This is a genomic window from Tahibacter soli (genome assembly GCF_025717065.2).
Taxonomy (GTDB): domain Bacteria; phylum Pseudomonadota; class Gammaproteobacteria; order Xanthomonadales; family Rhodanobacteraceae; genus Tahibacter; species Tahibacter soli.
In genome coordinates, this window is the sequence record NZ_JAOVZO020000017.1 from 249,319 (window position 1) to 268,677 (window position 19,359).

Here is a 19,359-nt window from a genome sequence, read left to right on the forward strand (position 1 = left end):
CCGGCGCCGGCGCGGCTAGACTCCGCCGCGTGCCGAATCCGACTCTTTCGACCCCGACCCGCGCCGCGCCGCGCCGAACCCTGTGGCTCGCCTTCGCGCTGCTGGCGCTCGCGCTCGTGCGCGGCGTGCTGATGCTCGCCGCGCAGCCGCTCGTGGCCCTGGCGAACAACTACGACCAGGTGCGCTACACCGGCTGCTTCGACCTGTATCCGGTGCGGCCCGGCGTCGACCCGACATCGAACAACTATCAGGCGCCGCTGGAGACCTATGCGTTCCAGCCCGTGCCCAGCCCCATCTGCTACTGGACGTCGGACCTGGCGTTTCAGGGCTTGGCCGCCGCCGCGTTCGCGGCGCACGAAGCGGTCGGCGGCGACGCGAACCATTCGGTGCGCCAGCTCGGCATGCTCCGCCTCGCGGCATGGCTCGCGGCGGTCGCGCTCGTGTCGCTCGCGTTCGTGAGGGAAGGCTATGCGCACGTGGCAATCGCCAATCTCGCGTGGTTCGCGCTGCTCGGTCTCGATCCGGTCAATTCGTTGTATCTCAATACGTTCTACAGCGAAGCCGGTGCGCTGTTCTTCGCGTACCTCACGATCGCGCTGACGGCGCTCGCGGCGGTGCGCGCCACGCCGCTGCGGCTGGTCCTCGTCGCGCTGGCGGCGTTCGCGCTCGGCTTTTCGAAGATGCAACATCTCGCGCTGCCGCTCGCCGTCGGCGGCGCGGTGGCGTTCGCCGCGTTCGTGCGCGCACCGGCGCTGTGGCGGCCGGCGCTCGCGCTCGCGGCCGGCGGCGCGCTGGCGCTCGGCGTGCAGTTCGCGCAGATGCACCGCGGCGGCCCGATGTTCGGCAGCATCGAAACCGCGAACAACCTCGATTTCGCGCTGACGGCGCTGTTGCCCGCGTCGGACGACGCTGCGCGCACCGCGCAGCGCGTCGGGCTCGGCGCGGAATGCGCGGCGCATCGGGGCAAGTCGATCTACACGGTCGGCGCGCCGCCGGAAGCGGCGTGCCCCGGCGTCGGCGCGCTGTCGCGCGCACGTGCGCTGGGCCTCGCGTTCTCCGAACCGATGACGCTCGTACGCCTCGTCGCCGCGATCCCGCGCGACCTCCTGCCGTGGATTCCGCATTACCTCGGCACGGTCGCGGGCGCGCAGGTCGCGCCGTTGCCCGACGGCTTCGTCACCGTCGATCGCTGGCTCGGACGCCGCGCCGCGTTCGCATGGCTGCTGCTCGCGCTGCCGGTCGCGTTCGCCGCCGTGCTGCTCGCGCGGCGCCGGTCGAGTCCGCTCGCGCTCGCGTTCGCCTGCGCGTGCGCGGCGGTCGCGCTCGCGGTGCCGGTCGTGAGCATGTTCGGCGACGGCCTCGTCGAACTCGCCAAGCACTCGCACCTGGCGCTCAACGCGGCGTGCGCGGCCGTGCTCGGGTTCGGCGTCGGCGCGCTCGTCCGGCGCGCTGCCATCTGAGGTTCATCTTGGCCGTGCAAACTGGCGCGATGACCCGTCCCTCGCGCCTGCTGCTGAGCCTGGTGATCTTCGCGCTCGCCGTGGGGCTCCTGCGTGCCCTGACGCTCGTGTCCCACACGCCGCTCCTGGCCATCGCGAACAGCTTCGACCAGGCGCGCTATACCGGCTGCTTCGAGCTGTTTCCCGATCGGCCGCCGCCGATCCGCCCCGACGAGAACAGCCCGAACGCGCCGTTCGAGTTCTACCGGTTCCTCGAGAACCCCGTGCGGCTGTGTTACGGATCGAGCGAGCTCCTGCTGCAGGGCACGACCGCCGCGGTCTACGGCGTGCAGGAACTCGCCGGCGTCGAGCGTCACTCGGTGCGCTGGATCGGATACTTGCGCCTCGCGCTCCTGACCGCGCTCGTCGCCGCGTTCTGCCGCGCCTGGTGGCGCCGCGGCAAGCCTGCCGGCGCGGTCGCGAACGCCGCGTTGTTCGCGCTCGTGCTGACCGATCCGGCCGACACGATGTACTTCAACACGTTCTATGCTGAGGCGACCGCGCTCTTCGCCGCGTATGCCTTGTTCAATCTCGTGCTGCTGTACCACGGACAGGAACGCACGCGCCGCGGCGTGCTGCTGCTCGGCGCCGGCGCGCTGCTGCTCGCCACCAGCAAGATCCAGCACCTGCTGCTGCCGACCGTGCTCGCGCTCGTCGTGCTCGCGTTCGGCCGCAGGCACACCGGCCGCTGGCCGTGGCAGGGCTACGCGCTGCTGGGTGGCGCCGTGCTTGGTGCATTGTTCCAATTTGCGCAATTGTCGCGCGGCGATCTCATGATGCAGTCGATCCGCTCGTACAACCGCGCCCACGTGATTTTTACCGGCCTGCTGCCTGCGGTGCGCGATCCGGCGGCGACGCTCGTGCGGCTCGGCATGCCGGCGCGTTGCGCCGAGCACACCGGCAAGGCCGCGTGGCAGATGCCGGGCATGCCCGAAGACGTGTGTCCGGGCATCGAAAAGCTCGGGCGCGTGCGCATCCTGTTCGAATTCGTACGCGAGCCGATGGCCGCGGTGCGCTACCTCGGCAACGGCCTGGCGGCGCTCAATCCCTGGCTGCCGCGCAATCTCGGCCATGTCGAAGGCGAAATTCTCGGCAAGCTGCCGGCGCGGTTCGTCTCGTTGAACGGCGTGCTCGACCGCGTGCCGCCGCTGCGCTACGCGCTGTTCGCGCTGCCGTTGGTTGCCGCGGCGCTCGCGTGGCGCAGGCGACCGGTGTCGGCGTTCGCCCCGTCGGAAACGTCGAGCGCCGGCGATCCGCTGCTGCTGCTCGGTGCGATGACGTCGGCGCTGATCGTCGCGACGCTCGGCATCACGCTCGCCGGCGACGGCATCGCCGACGTCGCCAAGCAGGGACACCTCATCTTCAACGCCTCGCTCGCGTGGGTCGTCATCGCCGCGATCGCGCTCGCCGGCAGGCTCGGCTCGCAGCCGCAACGCGAGATGCTGACGGCTTAAATCACCGCGGCATGCAGCCCGTCGATTTCGACGAGCAGTTCCAGCCGGCAGATGTCGCCGATCAGCACGAGCCGCCGCGCGTCGGGCGGCAGGCGGCGATCGAGGTTGGCCGTCACGGCCGCGACGTCGGACGCGTGGCGCACGTAGACCTTGAGCACGCTGCCCGCGCCGAAATGCGGCAGCGTCGCGCTCGCGAGCAGACTGTCGAGGTTCGCGAACGTTTCGGCGAGCTGCGCATCGACGTCGCCGTCGTGCTGCGAGGCGTGGCCGACCACCGACGCGGTTCCCGAAATATACAATTGCGGTGCCATGCCCGGCGCGCGCATCGCGCGCGCGAACGTCGGCGCGGTCGGACCGAACTGGCGCGGGTAGCGCCACGCGCTCGTCTGGCGCGGGTTTTCGATCGGCCGGCCCGGTTCGCGCGCGGCGAGCCAGTACACCTGCAGCACGCGTGCGCCGTCGCTGCGCCCGATCGCGCTCGCGGCCGGAAACGCGGTGCCGGAAAGGGCGCCCATGCCGGCGGCGCGGCCGGTGCAGAAATGCTTGTAGCGCTCGGCGTCGCCGTCGCCGACGTTGATGTCGGCGAGGTAGTTCCAGATGCGCACGAGGTGCGGCCAACGCGACCCGGCGACGAACGCGGCGAGCGCTGAATAGGCCGCGCGCGTCGCGTCGGCGATATCGGCGTAGTCGCTCTCGGCGAGTTCGATCGCACCGTAGCAATAGTCGGCGTCGGCGGCCCAGCGCACGTCGCCGTCGCGGCCGGTTTCGACAACGCCTTGCGCGCGCCACACTTCGTACGGCGCCGGCGATGCGGCCGGCACGAGGCCCACGCGCAGATAGCGCGGATCGTCCGACGCCGGTGCGTCGGCGAACCCGAGCACGGCCAGCACCCGCGGTTCGGCGAGGAGGTCGGCGAGGTCGGCGCTGACGTAGTCGATGGAAATCGGGGCGGGCAGGCTCATGCGGGCAGGACCCGCGGGCGGCGCGAATGTGCGTGGATCGGCATGTGGCAGACGGTTCGAAGCCGGTCGGGGCCGGCAAGCAAACCGCTATGATACACTCGCGCGCCCCGCGGGCCGCCGCCGTCGTTCGAGCGACGCCCGCCGTCCCCGCCCCATCCGAGTTCAACCCGATGTCGGAACAGACCCCCGCCGAGCGCGAGCTCGCCGCACTCCTTGTCGACAGCCTCAATCTCGAAGGCGTCGCGCCCGACGACATCGCGCCCGAAGCGCCGCTGTTCGGCGGCGAGCTGGGCCTCGATTCGATCGACGCGCTCGAAATCGCCCTCGCGGTGTCCAAGCGCTACGGCTTTCAGCTGCGCTCGGACAACGACGACAACAAACGCATCTTCGGCTCGCTGCGCGCGTTGTCGGCGCATATCGAAGCGAACCGCGTCGCCTGACGGTCGCGCCATGGCGTTGCGTCAGACCTTGTCGACCGGCGTCGTACCGCCCTCGAACGCGTAGCGCGACTGGCGCCGCCGTTCGGCGAGATCGTTCCACCAGCGCCGGAAGTTCAAAAGGCTCGTGAACGCGTAGATCGCCTTGAAGATGCGCAGGCGGGCGAGCACCGGCGCGCTGTCGAACACGTCGCCGGCCAGCATCGAGATCACGCCTTCCTCCACGCGCCACGTATTGCGCGGATTGGCGAACAGCGTGCGCATGGTCGGCGAGTTGAAGCGGTAGATGAACCACGAGAACACGCGTATGCCGCGGCGGATGCGCGTGTCGAACTGCGCCTGCAGTTCGGCCTCGCGGGCGGGTTGCTTGAGAATCGCGTCGACCGTCGCCGCGGCGTGCTTGCCGCTGTGCATCGCGAGGTACACGCCGGACGAGAAGATCGGATCGACGAACGCGAACGCGTCGCCGACCATCAGATAGCGCGGGCCGGCCATGCGCGTGGACACGTACGAGTAGTTGCCGGTCACGCGCACTTCGTTGACGATCTTCGCGTTCTTCATGCGCGCGCGCGTTTCGGGAATGCGCTCGAGCGTGGCGAGCAGGAACTCGGTGGTCTTGCCGCGGCGCTGCTTCAGGTATTCCGGAAAGCACACGCAGCCGATGCTCATGAGGCCGTCGGACAGCGGAATGAACCAGCTCCAGCCGTACTCGAAGCGGTAGATGCTGATGTTGCCGGCATCGTCGCCGTCGCGGCGTTCGACGCCCGAGAAATGCGCGAAGATCGCCGCGCTCTGGTGCTTGACGTTCTTCACCTTGAGCTTCAACTGATTGCCGAGCAGCGTGTCGCGGCCGGTCGCGTCGACGAGATAGCGCGCCTCGACGGCGAGCGCGGCGCCGTCTTCGCCGGTCGCGAACGCGCGCACGCCGTCCGCCTTGAACGCTATGCGATCGACCTTGACGCCTTCGCGCGCGTCGACGCCGAGCCGCCGCGCGTTCTCGAACAGCACGCGGTCGTAGTCCTCGCGCTTGACCTGGAACGCGAACGGCGGGGTTTTTCCGAGCGACCGGCGGAAATGAAACGTATGGAACTTGTCGTTCTGTGGAAAATCGGCGCCGAGCTTGAGCACGCCGATCTTGCGCACTTCGTCCATGACGCCGAGTTCCTCGAGGATCGGCATGTTCGCCGGCAGCAGCGATTCGCCGATGTGAAAGCGCGGGTGGTGCTCCTTCTCCAGCTGCAGCACCGACAGGCCGCGCTGCGCGAGCATCGCCGCGGTCGTCGAACCCGCCGGTCCGCCGCCGACCACCAGCACGTCGCATGCGATCGTCGATTCCTGCGCTGCCGTCATCGTGGAGTTCCCGTCGTGAAGTCGCCGTATCATAGCCACAGCGATGCGACACGCGAGACGGATTCGGCGCGATGACCCGGCAATGAGTGCGAAAAACCCGGCAACGGGCGCGGCGTGGCCGCGTCGCGTCTTCGTCCTGCTGCTGTGCGCGTATCCGCCGCTGCTGGTGCTGTCGTTGTGGCTGCATCGCGGCGTGCTGTCGGCCGCGGCCGGCCTCGTCTTGATCAGCCTGCTGCTGTGGCCCGGCCTCGTCGGCGGCAAGCGTCTGGCATGGGCGCTGTGGCTCGCCGCGGTCGCCGGCGGCGCGCTGCTTGCGCGGTACGACCATGCCGCGCTCGGCCTGATGCTGCTGCCGGTGGCGATCAACGCCGCGGTCGCCTGGCTGTTCGGCGCGAGCCTCGCGGCCGATTCCGAACCGCTCGTCGCGCGCGCGATCGTCGCGCTCGAAGGCGACGATCGCCTCGCGCAGCCGGGCGTCGCGCGCTACGCGCGTTCGCTGACGCTCGCGTGGACGCTGCTGCTCGGCATGCAGGCGCTGATGCTGCTCGCCGGCGCCGTGCTCGCCGCGCCGGGCGGCGCGCTCGACCTGGCCGGCGTCGCCTCGCCGCTGCCGGTGCCGGCCGACGCGGTGATCGGTTACGGCCACCTCGGCGGCTACCTCGTCGTCGGCGGGTTCTTCGTACTCGAATTCGCGTGGCGTCAATGGCATCTGCGACACCTGCCGCATCCGACCGCGCGCGAGTTCTTCCACAACCTCGCAAAGAACTGGACGCGGCTCCTGCACGCGCGGCCGGCGGAGCGATCGACGGAACCGTGACGGGGTTCATCCCCGCGTTGCGTACTACGGCATTGCCCTTGCATTGCAAACCGGTGATGCTTGCGCGCCGTCATCGCCACCGCCGACGCACCCGAAGAATGTCCGAACACGCCACCGACCGTTTCCGCGTCGCGCCGGATCATCCCGCGCTGCCCGGCCATTTTCCCGGCAATCCGCTCGTGCCGGGCGTCGTCGTGCTCGATCGCGTCGCCGCGGCGCTCGAAGCGCGCGGCGTCGTGCTGGCGGGTTTCGCGCAGGTGAAATTCGCCGCAACGCTCAAACCCGGCGAAGACGCGCGGATCGAACTCGAACCGCGCGACGCGCGCTGGCGCTTTCGCGTGCTGCGCGACGCCGACGTCGTCGCCGCCGGCGAGGCGCTGGCACGATGAGCGGTCCGCACTGGACCGAGCGTCCCGAGGGCGGCGGGCGTTTCGCGGTCTGGCTGATCCGCACGATCGCGCTGTACGGCGGCCGGCGCGTCGCGCGCGTCATCCTGTATCCGATTACGCTGTACTTCTATCTGCGGCGGCGCCCTGAACGCGAGGCGTCGCGCGCGTTCCTGACGCGCGCGCTCGGCCGGCCGGCGCGAACGCTCGACGTGATGCGGCACATCCATCGTTTCGCCGGCGTCATTCTCGATCGCGTGTTCCTGCTCGCGAACGGCGGCATGAACGGCTTCGACGTGCGCGTGCACGGGCTCGACCTGCTCCTGCAGTGCTGGCGCCAGGGCCGCGGCATGTTTCTGCTCGGCTCGCACGTCGGCAGCTTCGAAGTGCTGCGCGTACTCAGCCGCGAGCGGCCCGAGGTGAAGGTGCGCGTCGTGCTCGACAAGTCGCAGACGCCGGCGATCACCGAACTGCTGCACGCGCTCGATCCGACGATCGCCGACACCGTGATCGACGCGTCGACCGGCGGCACGCACATCGTGCTGTCGATGAAAGAGGCCGCGGAGGAGGGCGCGCTGGTCGCGTTCCTCGGCGACCGCGCGCGGCGCGGCGAACTCACGCGCAAGGCGCCGCTGTTCGGCGAGCCGGCGCCGCTGCCGATCGCGCCGTACCTCATCGCGTCGGCGCTGAACGTGCCGGTCATGCTGTGCTTCGGCCTGTACCGCGGCGGCAACCGTTACGACCTGTATTTCGAAAATTTTGCAGAACGCATCGAAATTCCCCGGACCGAACGCAGCGCCCGGCTGGACGAATGGCTCGCGCGCTACGCCGCGCGCATGGAACACTATGCGCGCATGGATCCCTACAACTGGTTCAACTTCTATGATTTCTGGGAAAGCGATCGCGTGGGCCTGTCTCCTGCTGCCGACGGCGAGCCTCGCCGCGCCTGACGCCGCGACGATCATCGCGGGTCTGAAGCGCAACGGGCCGTCGACCACGGCGTATACCGAAGTGCGGTTCGTCGACATGCTCGAGGCGCCGATGATCCTCTCCGGCGAGCTGCAGTATCTCGCCGACGGCGGGCTGATCAAGCGCGTGACCAAGCCCTATCGCGAAACGACGACGGTCGGCGCCGGCGGCGACGTGACGATCGAACGCGAGGGCCGCGAAACCAAGAAGTTCACGTTGAAGCGCGCGGCCGCGCTCGGCGCGTTTCTGGAAAGCTTCTCCGGCGTGCTCGGCGGCGACTCGGCGCGTCTGGCGCAGAGCTACACCGTCGCGATCGCCGGCGACGAGTCGCACTGGAGCCTGAAGCTGATGCCGCGCGACCGGTCGCTCGCCAAACAGGTCACGCGCATCGAGATCGACGGCGAAACCCGCACGCCGCTGTGCTTTCGCGTGCAGGAAGCGAACGGCGACTCGAGCGTGCTGCTCGTCGAGCGCCTGGCCCGCGCGCGCCTGTCCGCCAACCCGACGAAGAACGAACTCGACCAGATGTGCAAGAACGGCACATGACCCCGCGCGCGCGCGGCGCATTGCTCGCGTGCTGGCTCGCCGTGCTCGCGGGCTTGTTCGCGTACGTCGCGTCGAACCTGCGCGTCGGCACCGATCTGCGCGGCTTCATGCCGCCGGCGCAGACGCCCGGGCAGCGCCTGTTGCTCGACGAGATCGGCGAAGGCCCGGGCTCGCGCCTGCTGCTCGTGGCGCTCGCCGGCGACACGCCCGACGCGCTCGCCGACGTCGGCAAACGCCTCGCCGCCGCGCTGCGCGGCGACGCGCGCTTCGTGCGCGTGCTCAACGGCGAAACCGATCTCGACGCGCTCGGCGCCGATCTATTGCCGTACCGCTACCTGCTGTCGCCGACGCTCGACACCGAGCGCTTCGACGCCGCGTTCCTGCGCGGCGCGCTGGAGCTGCGCGTCGAGGATCTCGGTTCGCCCGCGTCGGCCTGGTTGAAGCCGATGCTCGCGCGCGACCCGACGCTCGAAACCTTGCGACTGGCCGAAGCGTGGGCACCGCCGCGCGAGCCGGAGCGTTACGCCGACGTGTGGTTCGGCGCCGAACGCAGGCACGCATTGCTGCTGGTGGAAACCGCCGCGCCGGGCTTCGATCCGGCGGCGCAGCGCGACGCCGTTGCCGCGCTGCGCGACGCGTTCGCGCACGCCGCGCAAGGCACGCGCGCGACGCTCGAAGTCAGCGGCCCCGGTGCGTTCGCCGTGCGCGTGCACGAAACGACGAGCGACGAGGCGAACCGCATCGGTCTCGTCGATTCGATCGGTTTTCTGACGTTGCTGCTGCTCGCGTATCGCCGCGTGACGACGGTCGCTGCCGGCGCGCTGCCGCTCGTCACCGGCGGGCTCGCCGGTACCGCGGCGCTCGCGCTCGCGTTCGGCGGCGCTCACGGCATCACGCTCGCGTTCGGATTTACCTTGATCGGCGTCGCGCAGGACTATCCGATCCACCTGTTCAGCCACCTGCGGTCCGGCACGCCCGCAACGCAGGTCGCGCGCCGCCTGTGGCCGACGCTGTCGACCGGCATCGCGAGCACGTGCATCGCGTACCTCGCGTTCTTCGCGTCCGGCGTCGAGGGCCTGCAGCAGCTGGCCGTGTTCACCGCGGTGGGCCTCGCGGTCGCCGGCGTCTCGACGCGCTTCCTGCTCGCGCCGCTCCTCGGCGGCGAGCCGCGCGACGCGGCCGATTCGCGCTTCGTCGCGCGCGTCGACCGGACGCTCGCGCGGATTCGCGTGCCGGCGTTCGTTTTTATCCTTGTCGCTTTGTTCGCAGTCGAGAGCGCAATCCACGACCGCAGTCCGTTTTGGGAGAACAATCTCGCGGCACTCACGCCGGTGCCGCCGCAGCTGATCGCGCGCGACGGCGAGCTGCGGCGCGAACTCGGCGCGCCGGACGTGCGCTATCTCATGGTGATCGAGGCGCCCGACGCCGACGGCGTGCTCGCCGCGAGCGAAGCGCTCGACCGCGAACTCGCCGCATTGCGCGAGCGCGGCGCGCTCGCCGGGTACGAGACGCCGTCGCGCTACCTGCCGAGCGCCGCGACGCAGCGGGCGCGCCAGGCCGCGCTGCCCGACGAAGCCGCGCTGCGCGCATCGCTCGCCGAGGCGTCGGCCGGACTGCCGTTCAAGCCGGGCCTGTTCGAACCGTTCGTCGCCGACGTCGCCGCCGCGCGCGCGCTGCCGCCGGTCGACGCGGCGACGTTCGCCGCGAGCCCGCTCGGGCTGCGCGTGAAGGCGATGCTGCAGCCGCGCGACGGACACTGGGTCGGACTCGTCAACCTCGTCGGCGTCGCGGACGTCGCGGCGCTGGCCGCGCTCGGCGAAAAGCCCGGCGCCTTGGCGCACCTCCTCGATCTGAAAGCCACGTCCGAGTCGCTCGTCGCGGCGTACCGCACGCGCGTGCTGTTCTCGCTCGCGGTCGCGTCGCTGCTGCTCGTCGGCGTCGTCGCGTTCGCGCTGCGCAAGCCCGCGCGCATCGCGCGCGTGCTCGTGCCGATGCTGTTGTCGACCGTCATGATCGTGGGCAGCCTGCGCTTCTTCGACGTGTCGCTGTCGCTGTTCCATCTGATCGCGCTGATACTCGCGGCCGGCCTCGGTCTCGACTACGCGCTGTTCTTCGAACATGCCGAAGACGACGAACGCGAACAGCGCCGCACGCTGCACGCGATACTCGTGTGCAGCGCGTCGACGTTTCTCGTGTTCTTCCTGCTGGCGCTGTCGAGCCTGCCGGTGCTGCGCGCGATCGGCGTCACCGTGACGCTCGGCGTCGCGTTCAATTTCGTGCTCGCGATGCTCGTGTCGCGCCCGCGCCGGAGCGTGCCGCATGCTGGATAAATCCCATTGGGCGCATCTGATACCGCACCGCGGCGCGATGTGCCTGCTCGACGCCGTGGTCGGCCACGACGACGAACGCGTGCACGCGCGCACCGCCTCGCACCGGCGCGCCGACAATCCCCTGCGCAGCGACGGACGCCTGCGCGCGCTGCACCTGTGCGAATACGGCGCGCAGGCGATGGCGGTGCACGGCGCGCTGCTCGCGCAGGCGGCAGGCCGAAGGGCGCTGCCGGGCATGCTCGTGTCGCTGCGCGCGGTAGAACTCGAGGTCGAACGCATCGACGACCTGCCGGGCGACCTCGACGTCCACGCCGAGCGGCTGCTCGCCGGCGACGCGAGCTGGCAATATGCGTTTCGCGTCGAGCACGGCGGCGTGGTGCTGGCGCAAGGGCGCGCGGCGGTGATGCTGGCGCGAGACGGGAAGGACGACGCATGAACGCAACGATTCCACGCGCGCTCGTCACGGGCGGCAGCGGCGACATCGGCGGCGCGATCTGCCGGCAGCTCGCGCGCAACGGCCTGCACGTGATCGTGCACGCGAACAGCGGCCACGAACGGGCCGCCGCGGTCGTCGCGGCGATCGTCGCCGACGGCGGTTCGGCGCAGGCCACCGCGTTCGATCTCGCCAACGGCGCGGCGACGCGCAGCGCGGTCGAACGGCTGCTCGAGGCCGGCGCGATCGGCACGCTCGTCCACAACGCCGGCGTGCACGACGACGCGCCGCTCGCCGGCATGAGCGAAACGCAGTGGCGCCGCGTCATCGACATTTCGCTGCACGGTTTTTTCCATGTGTCTCAACCGCTGCTGCTGCCGATGGCGCGCGTGCGGCGCGGTCGTATCGTCGCGTTGTCTTCGGTCGCGGCGGTGCTCGGCAATCGCGGACAGGCGAACTACGCCGCGGCGAAGGCGGGTCTGCACGGCGCGGTGAAGTCGCTCGCGCGCGAGATGGCGTCGCGCGGCATCACGGCGAACGTCGTCGCGCCGGGCGTGATTGCCGGGCGCATGAGCGACGAGACGTTCACGCCCGACGCGATCAGGCAGATGGTGCCGGCCGCGCGCGCGGGTACGCCGGACGAAGTCGCCGCGCTCGTCGCGTTCCTGTGCTCCGACGCGGCCGGCTACGTCAACGGGCAGGTGATCGGCGTCAACGGCGGGATGGCGTAGCGGCTTTCCAGCGCCGCTCGACTTCCGCCGCGACGGCGGCAGTTTCGCGCAGCGGCGGCGGCTGCGGCAGCTTCGGGCCACCGAACACGCGGATGTGGCCGCTCGCTATCAGTTCCGCGTGCAGGCGGCCGAGCTTGCCGCGCGCGGGCGTCGGCAGCCACACGCGCACCGGCACGCCGACCGCGCACGCTTCCGACAGCATATTGACCGAGTCGGGCGTCACGACGATGCGCTGCGCGTGCGCGAGATAGCCGGCGTACGGGTTCGGGCCGTCGTCCGCGCCGCCCCAGAACGCGCCGGGAAAACGCGCGAACGCGCTGCGCAGATAGTCGCGCAGCGGCGCGGGCGTGCGCCGCGACGTGCTGACGAGAAAGCTGCCGCCGCGCCGCGCATGCGCGCGCGCGAGCGCTTCGACGAGGCCGACGCAGTAGTCGGTGTCGACCGCGACGTCGCGGTGGCTCGCGCCGATCAGCACCGCGGTGCGCGGCGCCGGCAGGCGCGCGAGGTCGCCGAAGGCGGCCGCGCCGTCGGCGAGCCAGGCGTCGTCGATCGGATTGAGCGAGCCCAGCGGGTTGATCACGTTGGCGCCGGCCAGATCGTCGTGACGCGGCGCGACGACGAGATCCCAGTGCGCCGGTGCGATGCGCGGATCGAGTATCTGCACCGCGTACGTGCGGCCGTCGCTCCACGTGCGCAGCGCTCGCGTATACAACGCGGCCGCGCGACCGCAGCCGATGGCGAGCGCGGGCCACGGCGCGACGAACTGCCCGCGCACGCTCGCCGGCAGCGCGAGCCGCGCGCCGGCGACGAGGCGCGGCGCGAACCACGACCACGGCGCGCCGGGTGCCAGACGCCACACGCGCGCCGCGACGCGCAGGCGTTGCGCGAGCGCGAGCGCCTGGCGCTCGTTGCCGGCGGCGCCGTCGGTGACGATCCAGCATGTCGCGGTGTTGTCGGGCGTGGGGGCGTCGGGCATGGCTGCCGGGTCGGGGAGGGCGCGCCATTGTAGAGCGCCGGTCACCAGACTGTTTTCGGCGCCGGCGATGATGCCGAACGATCCGCACCCTACACTGTCGACACTTCGGGCTTGCGGAGCAGCCGACCGATTCGAGTACGATCGATTCGATCGGCCCTCAAGACCGGGCCGCCCGCTCAGGGGCCGCAAGCAAACCCGCCACCCAACGAGGGAACTCAAATGATCCGCAAGCTCGCACTCGCCACCGCTTTCGTCTTCGCCGCTTCGGCCGCCCAGGCCGCCGACGTCTACAAGCTCGAACCGGGCCACACCCAGGTCCTGTTCCAGTACAACCACATGGGCTACTCGAACATCACCGGCTCGTTCACCAAGGTCGAAGGCGAGATCAATCTCGACACGGCCGATCTCGCCAAGTCCTCGGTCAAGGCCACGATCTCGATCGACAGCGTGTCGACCGGCGTCGCCAAGCTCGACGAGCACCTGAAGTCCGGCGACTTCTTCGACGCGCCGAAGTTCGCCAACGCGACGTTCGCGAGCAACAAGGTCGAGAAGACCGGCGAGAAGGCGCTCAAGGTGTCGGGCGATCTCACGATCCACGGCGTGACGAAGCCGGTGACGTTCGACGTGACCGTCAACGCGATCGGCGAGCATCCCATGGCGAAGAAGCCGGCCGCCGGTTTCGACGCGACCGCGAAGATCAAGCGCTCGGATTTCGGCATCAGCAAGTACGTGCCGAACGTCAGCGACGACGTGACGATCCGCATCACGACCGAAGCGGTCAAGGGCTGAGCCCGTCGCGACGGCCCGGACGACAGGTCCGGGCCGCTGCGCGATGCCGATGCAGACACCGATCTTCGCCGACGAACGGGGCCGCAGCGCGAGCGACTGGCTCGACAGCCGCCACACGTTCTCGTTCGGCCAGTACTACGATCCGCGCCGCATGGGCTACGGCCCGCTGCGCGTGATCAACGACGACCGCGTCGCGCCCGGCGGCGGCTTCGCCACGCACGGCCACGCGAACATGGAAATCCTGACCTGGGTGATCGACGGCGCGCTCGCGCACCGCGATTCGCTCGGCACCGGTTCGACGATCCGGCCCGGTGACCTGCAGCGCATGAGCGCGGGGTCGGGCATACGGCACAGCGAGTTCAACGCGTCGCAGACGCAGCCCGTGCACTTCTTACAGATCTGGATACAGCCCGACCGCGTCAACGGCAAGCCGTCGTACGCGCAGCAGTCGTTCGACGCGGCCTCGCGCGACGGCCGCTGGTGCCTGATCGCCTCGCGCGACGGCGCCGACGGTTCGGTCGCGGTGCTGCAGGACCTGAAACTCTACGCGGCCGACCTGCAGGCCGGCGTGCGGCTCGATCGCACGCTCGATCCGGCGCGCGGCTACTGGCTGCAGGTGGTGAGCGGCGCCGTTGCGGCCGGCGAGCGTACCCTCGGCGCCGGCGACGCGCTCGCGCTCGACGGCGAGCGCGCGCTGAATCTCGCCGCGAGCGCGGCGAGCCAGGTGCTGCTGTTCGATCTGCCGGCCGTCGCGTAGCGGCGCCGGCCCGCGCGATCAGCCTTTCTTCACGCCTTCGTTCTTGAGCGCCTCGAGTGCGCGCAGGTCGACCGTGTCGAGCGCGCGCTTGAGCGTGTCGATGCTGTCGCCGCCGCCTTCGACCTTGACGGCGAAGCGGTCGCCGACGATCACCGAGTACTCGCCCGACTTGCTCGCGCCGTCCCACTGCTCGTGCGTGAGACGGCCGCCGCTGCGATAGGTTTTCTCGTAGCCGTTCTCATGCTGGCTTTCGGATTCGACGTTGGCCCAGCCGGCGAACGCCATCACGCCCTTGACGCTGCCCGAATCGGTGATCGTGAGCGTCAGGCTGCGGCCCGAGCCGTCGCCGTACCAGCCGCTCGCCTCCGACACCTGCATGCCGGCGATGCCGTTCTTCTCGGCGCGATAGTCGGTGCGGGGCAGGTTGCCGAACGTGTCGGGAATGAAGCCCTTCAGGCGATCCGGCGCGAGCGCCTCGACGCTCGCGTCGCCGCCGGAAAGCACGGCGCCGAGCACCGCGCCGGCCGCCGCCGCCTGCGCCTGCGCGTCGCCGCTGCGCTGCGCCTGTTCGAGCTGCTTCGACGCCGCGTCCGCGCGCTCGCCCATCGCGGCGAGGCGGCCGAGCGTGCTGTTCGGGTCGACCTCGACGCTCGTGGTGCCGTTGCCGTAGCGCATGCCGCCCTGCAATCCGGTGGTGCTGCCGAACATCGCGTTGATGATGCCGCCGCCGACGAGGCTCGCGACGAAGCCGATCACGATGACCACGGCCGCATAGCCCGCCGCGCGTTCCGGCGGCGCCTTCATCGTGTACGGCAGGCCCAGATAGAGCAGGTAGATGCCGTAGGCCGCCGCCGCGAGCGCGACGATGAAGTACAGCGGTATGCCGAGGAGGATCGTGACCGACGCGACCCAGCCCGCGGTATAGGCGTAGGCGGCCGACTTGAGCGCCTGCTCGGGATTCTTCTCGCCGCCGAAGGTCGGCGCCAGCGCGTCGATCAGGAGGCCCACGAGATAGACGATGCCGAGCGACAGGCCGTAGGCGAGGATCATCTGCCCGATGCCGTCGAAGAATCCGACGCGAACGGTAACGCCGAACAGGCTGAGGCCGATCAGGCTGCTCTTGATGAATCCGAACACCGCCGGGATCGCGGCCAGGATCAGGATGTAGTTCTTGTACAGGTCCGCGACGGTGGTGCGTTCTGCGGCGATGACCGGCCATTCGGTCTTCGGCGTCAGAAGAATGTTCTTTACGCGAGCGATCAGTGCGTTGACGTCCATGGTGCTCCCCGTTTCGGCTGGAATCCGCGATTGCGAGCGGCGGAATGCGTCGGCGATTCTAGGCCGTACCCGCGCCGTGGGCGCGTGACGGCGTCGCAGCGGTCGCGTGCCGCAGGTCCGGCACAAAGCGTGCATCACATCACGGTTTCAAAAGGCGCATCGATAGCGGGGCCGACGCCGGCCCGTTCCGGTACTCCTGCTAAACTCGCGCGCTTGCCTGTCGAAATCGGAGTTTTTCATGTCCCGACCGAATCCCGCGGCGGCCGACCGGATCCCCGCCAACGCTCAGAATCGTTACGAAGTGACGCGCGCCGACCTGCCGCTGTCGTGCCCGATGCCGGGCATGAGCCTGTGGAACTCGCACCCGAAGGTATACCTGCCGATCGAAGACGAGAACGGCGAGTCGGTCTGCCCGTACTGCGGCGCGCACTACGTGCTGAAAAACTGAACGAGCCTTCGGTGCAGGAGCCTCGCCTAACCGTCATCCAGCTCGTCCCCGCCCTCGACACGGGCGGGGTGGAGCGTTCCACGCTGGAAGTCGCGCAGGCGCTGGTTGCGGCGGGTCATCGTTCGATCGTCGTATCGGCCGGCGGCCGGCTCGTCGCGCCGCTCGTGGCGGCGGGCAGCGAACATATCGCGCGCACGATCGGCCAGAAGTCGCTGTTTTCGCTGCGCCATATCGGCGCGCTGCGGCGCCTGTTCGCCGACATCAAACCCGACATCGTGCACGCGCGCTCGCGCCTGCCGGCGTGGCTCGCGCACTTCGCGCTCGGCGGTGCGGCGCACCCGCAGACGCATTTCGTGACGACCGCGCACGGCCTGAACTCGCCCGGCCGCTACAGCGCGATCATGACGCGCGGCGAACGCGTGATCGCCGTGTCGCACACGGTGCGCGACTATCTGATCGCGAACTACGAAATCGATCCGGCGCGCATCGTCGTGATTCCGCGTGGCATCGACCATGACGAATTCCCGTACGGCCACCGGCCCGACGACGAATGGACGGCCGCGTTCCACCGCGACTTTCCCATGCTCGCGCAGGCGCCGCTCCTGACTTTGCCCGGCCGCGGCACGCGTCTCAAAGGCCACGCCGACGCGATCGAACTCGTGGCCGCGCTGAAGGCGCGCGGCATCGATACGCGGCTGCTGCTGCTCGGCGTCGTCGATCCGAAGCGCCGCGCGTACGTCGAGGAGCTCAAGCAGCTTGCGATCGAGCGCGGCGTCGCCGATCGCGTGGCGATGTCGCCGCCGCGCGCCGACGTGCGCGACGTCTACGCGGCGAGCGCGCTCGTGCTGCAGCTGTCGAACAAACCCGAGGCGTTCGGGCGCACCGTCGTCGAAGCGCTCGCGCTGTGCCGGCCGGTGCTCGGCTACGCGCACGGCGGCGTCGGCGAGCTGTTGTCCGAGCTGTATCCGGCCGGACGCGTGCCGTTCGGCGATTTCGGACGGCTCGTCGAGCGCGCCGCGGAGCTGTTGCGGCTCGCGCCGGCGATCCCGCCGCTCAAGCGCTACGACCTCGCCGAAATGCAGCGCGCGACGCTCGCGCTGTACGCCGAACTCGTGCGCGGCAAGACTAACGGCAACTGATCGGCGATCATTCGGCCTTACCCGCCGCTCCCCGCCTCGCATGACCGCCGTTTCCCCGGGTTCGAAATTCCTCAACGTCCTGCGCTCGCCGCTCCTGCCGATCTGGCTCGTGCCGGCGCTGCTGCCGCTCGGCCGCTCGGCCGAAATCGGCGTCGCGCTCGCGCTCGTCGGCTGCATCGGTCTCTTCGTGCGCAACCCGCAGGCGCTGCGTGGGCATGATGGCGCGCGACTGTTCCTGATGCTGTGGGCCTGCTACGTCGTCGCGGCGCTCGTCTCGGCGCTCGATGCGGTCAACCCCGGCAAGAGCTGGAGCACGGTCGCCTCGGTGCTGCGCTATGCGCCGCTCGGCGTCTACGTCGCGTTCGCGGTGCGCCGCGAACCTCTGGTGCGTTCGCTGTACGCGGGCACCGCGTTGATCGTCGCGCTGTGGCTCGTCGATGCGTGGGTGCAGGCGCTGACCGGCTACAGCCTCGGCGGCGCGCCCGAAGCGGTGCGCCTGACCGGCGTGTTCGGCGCCGAGAATCTGAAGTTCGGTCCGGTGCTGTCGACGCTCGCGCCGTTCGCGCTGTGGGAAGCGCGCGAACGATGGGGGCGCCGCGGACTCGTCGTCGCGTTTCTCGTGCTGCTCGGGCCGGTGCTGCTGTCCGGGTCGCGCGCGAGCTGGCTCGCGTACGCGATCGTCGCCGTCGCGTTCCTGTGGCGCGAAGTCGGCAACGGGAAAAAGTTTGCGTTGTGCATCCTGGCGCTCGGCGCCGTCGGCGCGCTCGGCGTGTTCGCGGCGCTGCGCACCTCCGATACGTTCGCCGCGCGGTTCGACCGCACGCTGCTCGCGCTGCAAGGTTCGCCCGACGCGATCGACTACGCGCTCGCCGGCCGTCTGCGCATCTGGCACGCGGCCGAACGCATGATCGCCGAGCATCCGGTCAACGGCGTCGGCGTGCGCGGTTTTCGCTACGACTATGCCGAGCACGCGCTGCCGGGCGACGATTTCGTCATCGCGGACGGTACCGGCGCGATGCACGCGCACCAGTGGGTGCTCGAAGTCGCGAGCGAAACGGGCCTCGTCGGACTCGCGCTGTGGTGCATCGGCATCGTGCTCGCGCTGCGCGCGTGGCGGCGCGCGACGCGCTCGGCGCGCGAACGCGCATTCGCACCGGCGGTCGCGCTGGTCGCGATGGCGTTTCCGCTCAATACGCACCTCGCGTTCTATTCGGCATGGTGGGGCCTGCTGTTCTGGTGGCTCGTCGCGCTGTACTGCGCGGCGCTCAGCGCCGATCTCGACGAGCGGGGGCTGTGATGGCGCGCGCGCCGTTCTCGCTCGTCGTCACGACGTTGAACAACGCCGGCACATTGGAACGGTGCCTCGCCAGCGCCGCGTTCGCCGACGAGATCGTCGTGCTCGACTCGGGCTCCACCGACGCGACGCGCGACATCGCCGCGCGCCACGGCGCGCGCGTCGTCGTCGAACCGTTCAAGGGCTACGCGCTGCAGAAACAGAGCGCGATCGACAAGGCTGCGCATGCGTGGGTGCTGCTGCTCGACGCCGACGAAGCGCTGGCCGGCGGCGCGCGCGATGCGATCGAACGCGCGCTGGAGCAGCCGGCCGTCGCGGGATTCCGGCTGCCGCGGCGCGAACGCGTATTCTGGCGTTTCAACCGTCGCGGCGTGCGCCTGAACACGCACCTGCGCCTGATCGACCGCACGCGCGTGCGCATGAACGACGTGCCGGTGCACGCGGCGCCGGAAACGCGCGAGCCGACGGCGACGCTTGCCGACGCCGAATTCCTACACTACGGCGAACCCGACATCCATACGAAGGTCGCGAAGATCAACGCTTACTCGACCGGCCTCGTCGAACACAAGCGCGGCAAGCGGCGGCGCTTCCTGGCGCTGCGGCTCGTCGTGTATCCGGGGTTCTTCTTTCTGCGCCAGTACGTCGGCAAGCGCTGGTTTCTCGACGGCTGGGCCGGTTTCATCAACGCGGTGAGCGCGGCGTATTACGTTTTTCTCAAATACGCCAAACTGTACGAAGCGACGCGCCGGCGCGAGCCGTAGCGG

The 19,359-nt window shown here is 70.0% G+C and carries 20 protein-coding genes; 16 read left to right on the top strand and 4 right to left on the bottom strand.

The genetic code is table 11. From position 1 onward, the window contains the following. The first annotated feature begins 29 nt into the window (after nt 1-29). On the top strand, nt 30-1,460 hold the full coding sequence (locus OD750_RS12295; protein WP_263545529.1) for a hypothetical protein: 1,431 nt from the start codon (nt 30-32) through the stop codon (nt 1,458-1,460). 29 nt (nt 1,461-1,489) lie between these two features. Next, nucleotides 1,490-2,953, top strand: a complete 1,464-nt coding sequence (gene wsfD / locus OD750_RS12300) for a glycan biosynthesis hexose transferase WsfD (RefSeq protein ID WP_263545530.1) — start codon at nt 1,490-1,492, stop codon at nt 2,951-2,953. On the opposite strand, the gene OD750_RS12305 is transcribed toward wsfD, so the two are convergent. Beyond that, nucleotides 2,950-3,915 (bottom strand): chorismate transformation FkbO/Hyg5 family protein, encoded by a 966-nt coding sequence (locus tag OD750_RS12305; RefSeq protein WP_263545531.1) that lies wholly within the window; start codon nt 3,913-3,915, stop codon nt 2,950-2,952. The genes wsfD and OD750_RS12305 overlap by 4 nt on opposite strands. Before the next feature lie 170 nt (nt 3,916-4,085). Between OD750_RS12305 and OD750_RS12310 the strand changes: the two genes are divergently transcribed. Then, a complete protein-coding gene (locus tag OD750_RS12310; RefSeq protein WP_263545532.1) occupies nt 4,086-4,355 on the top strand; it encodes a phosphopantetheine-binding protein in 270 nt (89 codons plus the stop codon). A gap of 21 nt (nt 4,356-4,376) precedes the next feature. Here OD750_RS12310 and OD750_RS12315 read toward each other — a convergent pair whose 3' ends face one another. Beyond that, nucleotides 4,377-5,702 carry an NAD(P)/FAD-dependent oxidoreductase gene (locus OD750_RS12315; protein ID WP_263545533.1) on the bottom strand — a complete coding sequence of 442 codons (1,326 nt, stop codon included), beginning with the start codon at nt 5,700-5,702 and terminating at the stop codon, nt 4,377-4,379. An 82-nt stretch (nt 5,703-5,784) separates the two neighbouring features. On the opposite strand from OD750_RS12315, the gene OD750_RS12320 reads away from it, so the two are divergent. The 7 genes from OD750_RS12320 (at nt 5,785) to fabG (ending at nt 11,914) form a co-directional block, all read left to right on the top strand. Next, nucleotides 5,785-6,519 carry a COG4648 family protein gene (locus tag OD750_RS12320; RefSeq protein WP_263545534.1) on the top strand — a complete coding sequence of 245 codons (735 nt, stop codon included), beginning with the start codon at nt 5,785-5,787 and terminating at the stop codon, nt 6,517-6,519. 98 nt (nt 6,520-6,617) lie between these two features. Beyond that, complete coding sequence (locus tag OD750_RS12325) at nt 6,618-6,908, top strand: ApeI family dehydratase (protein WP_263545535.1); 291 nt, start codon at nt 6,618-6,620, stop codon at nt 6,906-6,908. Then, a complete protein-coding gene (locus OD750_RS12330) occupies nt 6,905-7,855 on the top strand; it encodes a lysophospholipid acyltransferase family protein (protein ID WP_263545536.1) in 951 nt (316 codons plus the stop codon). Before OD750_RS12325 ends, OD750_RS12330 begins: the two co-directional genes overlap by 4 nt. Continuing rightward, a complete protein-coding gene (locus tag OD750_RS12335) occupies nt 7,788-8,420 on the top strand; it encodes a LolA-related protein (protein ID WP_263545537.1) in 633 nt (210 codons plus the stop codon). The genes OD750_RS12330 and OD750_RS12335 overlap by 68 nt, the downstream gene beginning before the upstream one ends. Beyond that, on the top strand, nt 8,417-10,750 hold the full coding sequence (locus tag OD750_RS12340) for an MMPL family transporter (protein WP_263545538.1): 2,334 nt from the start codon (nt 8,417-8,419) through the stop codon (nt 10,748-10,750). The genes OD750_RS12335 and OD750_RS12340 overlap by 4 nt, the downstream gene beginning before the upstream one ends. After that, on the top strand, nt 10,740-11,186 hold the full coding sequence (locus tag OD750_RS12345; RefSeq protein ID WP_263545539.1) for a hotdog family protein: 447 nt from the start codon (nt 10,740-10,742) through the stop codon (nt 11,184-11,186). Before OD750_RS12340 ends, OD750_RS12345 begins: the two co-directional genes overlap by 11 nt. Further along, nucleotides 11,183-11,914 (top strand): 3-oxoacyl-ACP reductase FabG, encoded by a 732-nt coding sequence (fabG, locus tag OD750_RS12350; protein ID WP_263545540.1) that lies wholly within the window; start codon nt 11,183-11,185, stop codon nt 11,912-11,914. Before OD750_RS12345 ends, fabG begins: the two co-directional genes overlap by 4 nt. Here fabG and OD750_RS12355 read toward each other — a convergent pair. Next, nucleotides 11,895-12,890, bottom strand: coding sequence for a mitochondrial fission ELM1 family protein (locus OD750_RS12355; protein ID WP_263545541.1), 996 nt, complete (start codon nt 12,888-12,890; stop codon nt 11,895-11,897). The two genes, fabG and OD750_RS12355, sit on opposite strands and share 20 nt — an antisense overlap. A gap of 219 nt (nt 12,891-13,109) precedes the next feature. Here OD750_RS12355 and OD750_RS12360 point away from each other — a divergent pair, with 219 nt between their 5' ends. Both OD750_RS12360 and OD750_RS12365 read left to right on the top strand, forming a co-directional pair. Then, nucleotides 13,110-13,679 (top strand): YceI family protein, encoded by a 570-nt coding sequence (locus tag OD750_RS12360; RefSeq protein WP_263545542.1) that lies wholly within the window; start codon nt 13,110-13,112, stop codon nt 13,677-13,679. A 49-nt stretch (nt 13,680-13,728) separates the two neighbouring features. After that, entirely contained in the window at nt 13,729-14,436 is a 708-nt protein-coding gene (locus OD750_RS12365) for a pirin family protein (protein ID WP_263545543.1), read from the top strand. A gap of 18 nt (nt 14,437-14,454) precedes the next feature. On the opposite strand, the gene OD750_RS12370 is transcribed toward OD750_RS12365, so the two are convergent. After that, complete coding sequence (locus tag OD750_RS12370; RefSeq protein ID WP_263545544.1) at nt 14,455-15,714, bottom strand: Yip1 family protein; 1,260 nt, start codon at nt 15,712-15,714, stop codon at nt 14,455-14,457. 238 nt (nt 15,715-15,952) lie between these two features. Between OD750_RS12370 and OD750_RS12375 the strand changes: the two genes are divergently transcribed. The 4 genes from OD750_RS12375 to OD750_RS12390 are packed head-to-tail and all read left to right on the top strand — an operon-like array spanning nt 15,953 to nt 19,356. Then, a complete protein-coding gene (locus OD750_RS12375; RefSeq protein ID WP_263545545.1) occupies nt 15,953-16,162 on the top strand; it encodes a zinc-finger domain-containing protein in 210 nt (69 codons plus the stop codon). 11 nt (nt 16,163-16,173) lie between these two features. Next, nucleotides 16,174-17,301 (top strand): glycosyltransferase, encoded by a 1,128-nt coding sequence (locus tag OD750_RS12380; RefSeq protein ID WP_263545546.1) that lies wholly within the window; start codon nt 16,174-16,176, stop codon nt 17,299-17,301. 40 nt (nt 17,302-17,341) lie between these two features. Beyond that, nucleotides 17,342-18,598, top strand: coding sequence for an O-antigen ligase family protein (locus OD750_RS12385; protein ID WP_263545547.1), 1,257 nt, complete (start codon nt 17,342-17,344; stop codon nt 18,596-18,598). Beyond that, nucleotides 18,598-19,356 carry a glycosyltransferase family 2 protein gene (locus OD750_RS12390; protein WP_263545548.1) on the top strand — a complete coding sequence of 253 codons (759 nt, stop codon included), beginning with the start codon at nt 18,598-18,600 and terminating at the stop codon, nt 19,354-19,356. The genes OD750_RS12385 and OD750_RS12390 overlap by 1 nt, the downstream gene beginning before the upstream one ends. The last annotated feature ends 3 nt before the right edge of the window (nt 19,357-19,359 follow it).

Bases quoted from the DNA above. Each gene is read 5' to 3' on its own strand.
- OD750_RS12310 (WP_263545532.1), top strand. From the start codon at position 4,086: ATGTCGGAACAGACCCCCGCCGAGCGCGAGCTCGCCGCACTCCTTGTC.
- OD750_RS12360 (WP_263545542.1), top strand. From the start codon at position 13,110: ATGATCCGCAAGCTCGCACTCGCCACCGCTTTCGTCTTCGCCGCTTCG.
- OD750_RS12325 (WP_263545535.1), top strand. From the start codon at position 6,618: ATGTCCGAACACGCCACCGACCGTTTCCGCGTCGCGCCGGATCATCCC.
- OD750_RS12320 (WP_263545534.1), top strand. From the start codon at position 5,785: ATGAGTGCGAAAAACCCGGCAACGGGCGCGGCGTGGCCGCGTCGCGTC.
- OD750_RS12335 (WP_263545537.1), top strand. From the start codon at position 7,788: ATGATTTCTGGGAAAGCGATCGCGTGGGCCTGTCTCCTGCTGCCGACG.
- wsfD (WP_263545530.1), top strand. From the start codon at position 1,490: ATGACCCGTCCCTCGCGCCTGCTGCTGAGCCTGGTGATCTTCGCGCTC.
- OD750_RS12340 (WP_263545538.1), top strand. From the start codon at position 8,417: ATGACCCCGCGCGCGCGCGGCGCATTGCTCGCGTGCTGGCTCGCCGTG.
- OD750_RS12355 (WP_263545541.1), bottom strand. From the start codon at position 12,890: ATGCCCGACGCCCCCACGCCCGACAACACCGCGACATGCTGGATCGTC.
- OD750_RS12365 (WP_263545543.1), top strand. From the start codon at position 13,729: ATGCAGACACCGATCTTCGCCGACGAACGGGGCCGCAGCGCGAGCGAC.
- OD750_RS12330 (WP_263545536.1), top strand. From the start codon at position 6,905: ATGAGCGGTCCGCACTGGACCGAGCGTCCCGAGGGCGGCGGGCGTTTC.
- OD750_RS12390 (WP_263545548.1), top strand. From the start codon at position 18,598: ATGGCGCGCGCGCCGTTCTCGCTCGTCGTCACGACGTTGAACAACGCC.
- OD750_RS12315 (WP_263545533.1), bottom strand. From the start codon at position 5,702: ATGACGGCAGCGCAGGAATCGACGATCGCATGCGACGTGCTGGTGGTC.
- OD750_RS12370 (WP_263545544.1), bottom strand. From the start codon at position 15,714: ATGGACGTCAACGCACTGATCGCTCGCGTAAAGAACATTCTTCTGACG.
- OD750_RS12345 (WP_263545539.1), top strand. From the start codon at position 10,740: ATGCTGGATAAATCCCATTGGGCGCATCTGATACCGCACCGCGGCGCG.
- OD750_RS12375 (WP_263545545.1), top strand. From the start codon at position 15,953: ATGTCCCGACCGAATCCCGCGGCGGCCGACCGGATCCCCGCCAACGCT.
- OD750_RS12385 (WP_263545547.1), top strand. From the start codon at position 17,342: ATGACCGCCGTTTCCCCGGGTTCGAAATTCCTCAACGTCCTGCGCTCG.
- fabG (WP_263545540.1), top strand. From the start codon at position 11,183: ATGAACGCAACGATTCCACGCGCGCTCGTCACGGGCGGCAGCGGCGAC.
- OD750_RS12305 (WP_263545531.1), bottom strand. From the start codon at position 3,915: ATGAGCCTGCCCGCCCCGATTTCCATCGACTACGTCAGCGCCGACCTC.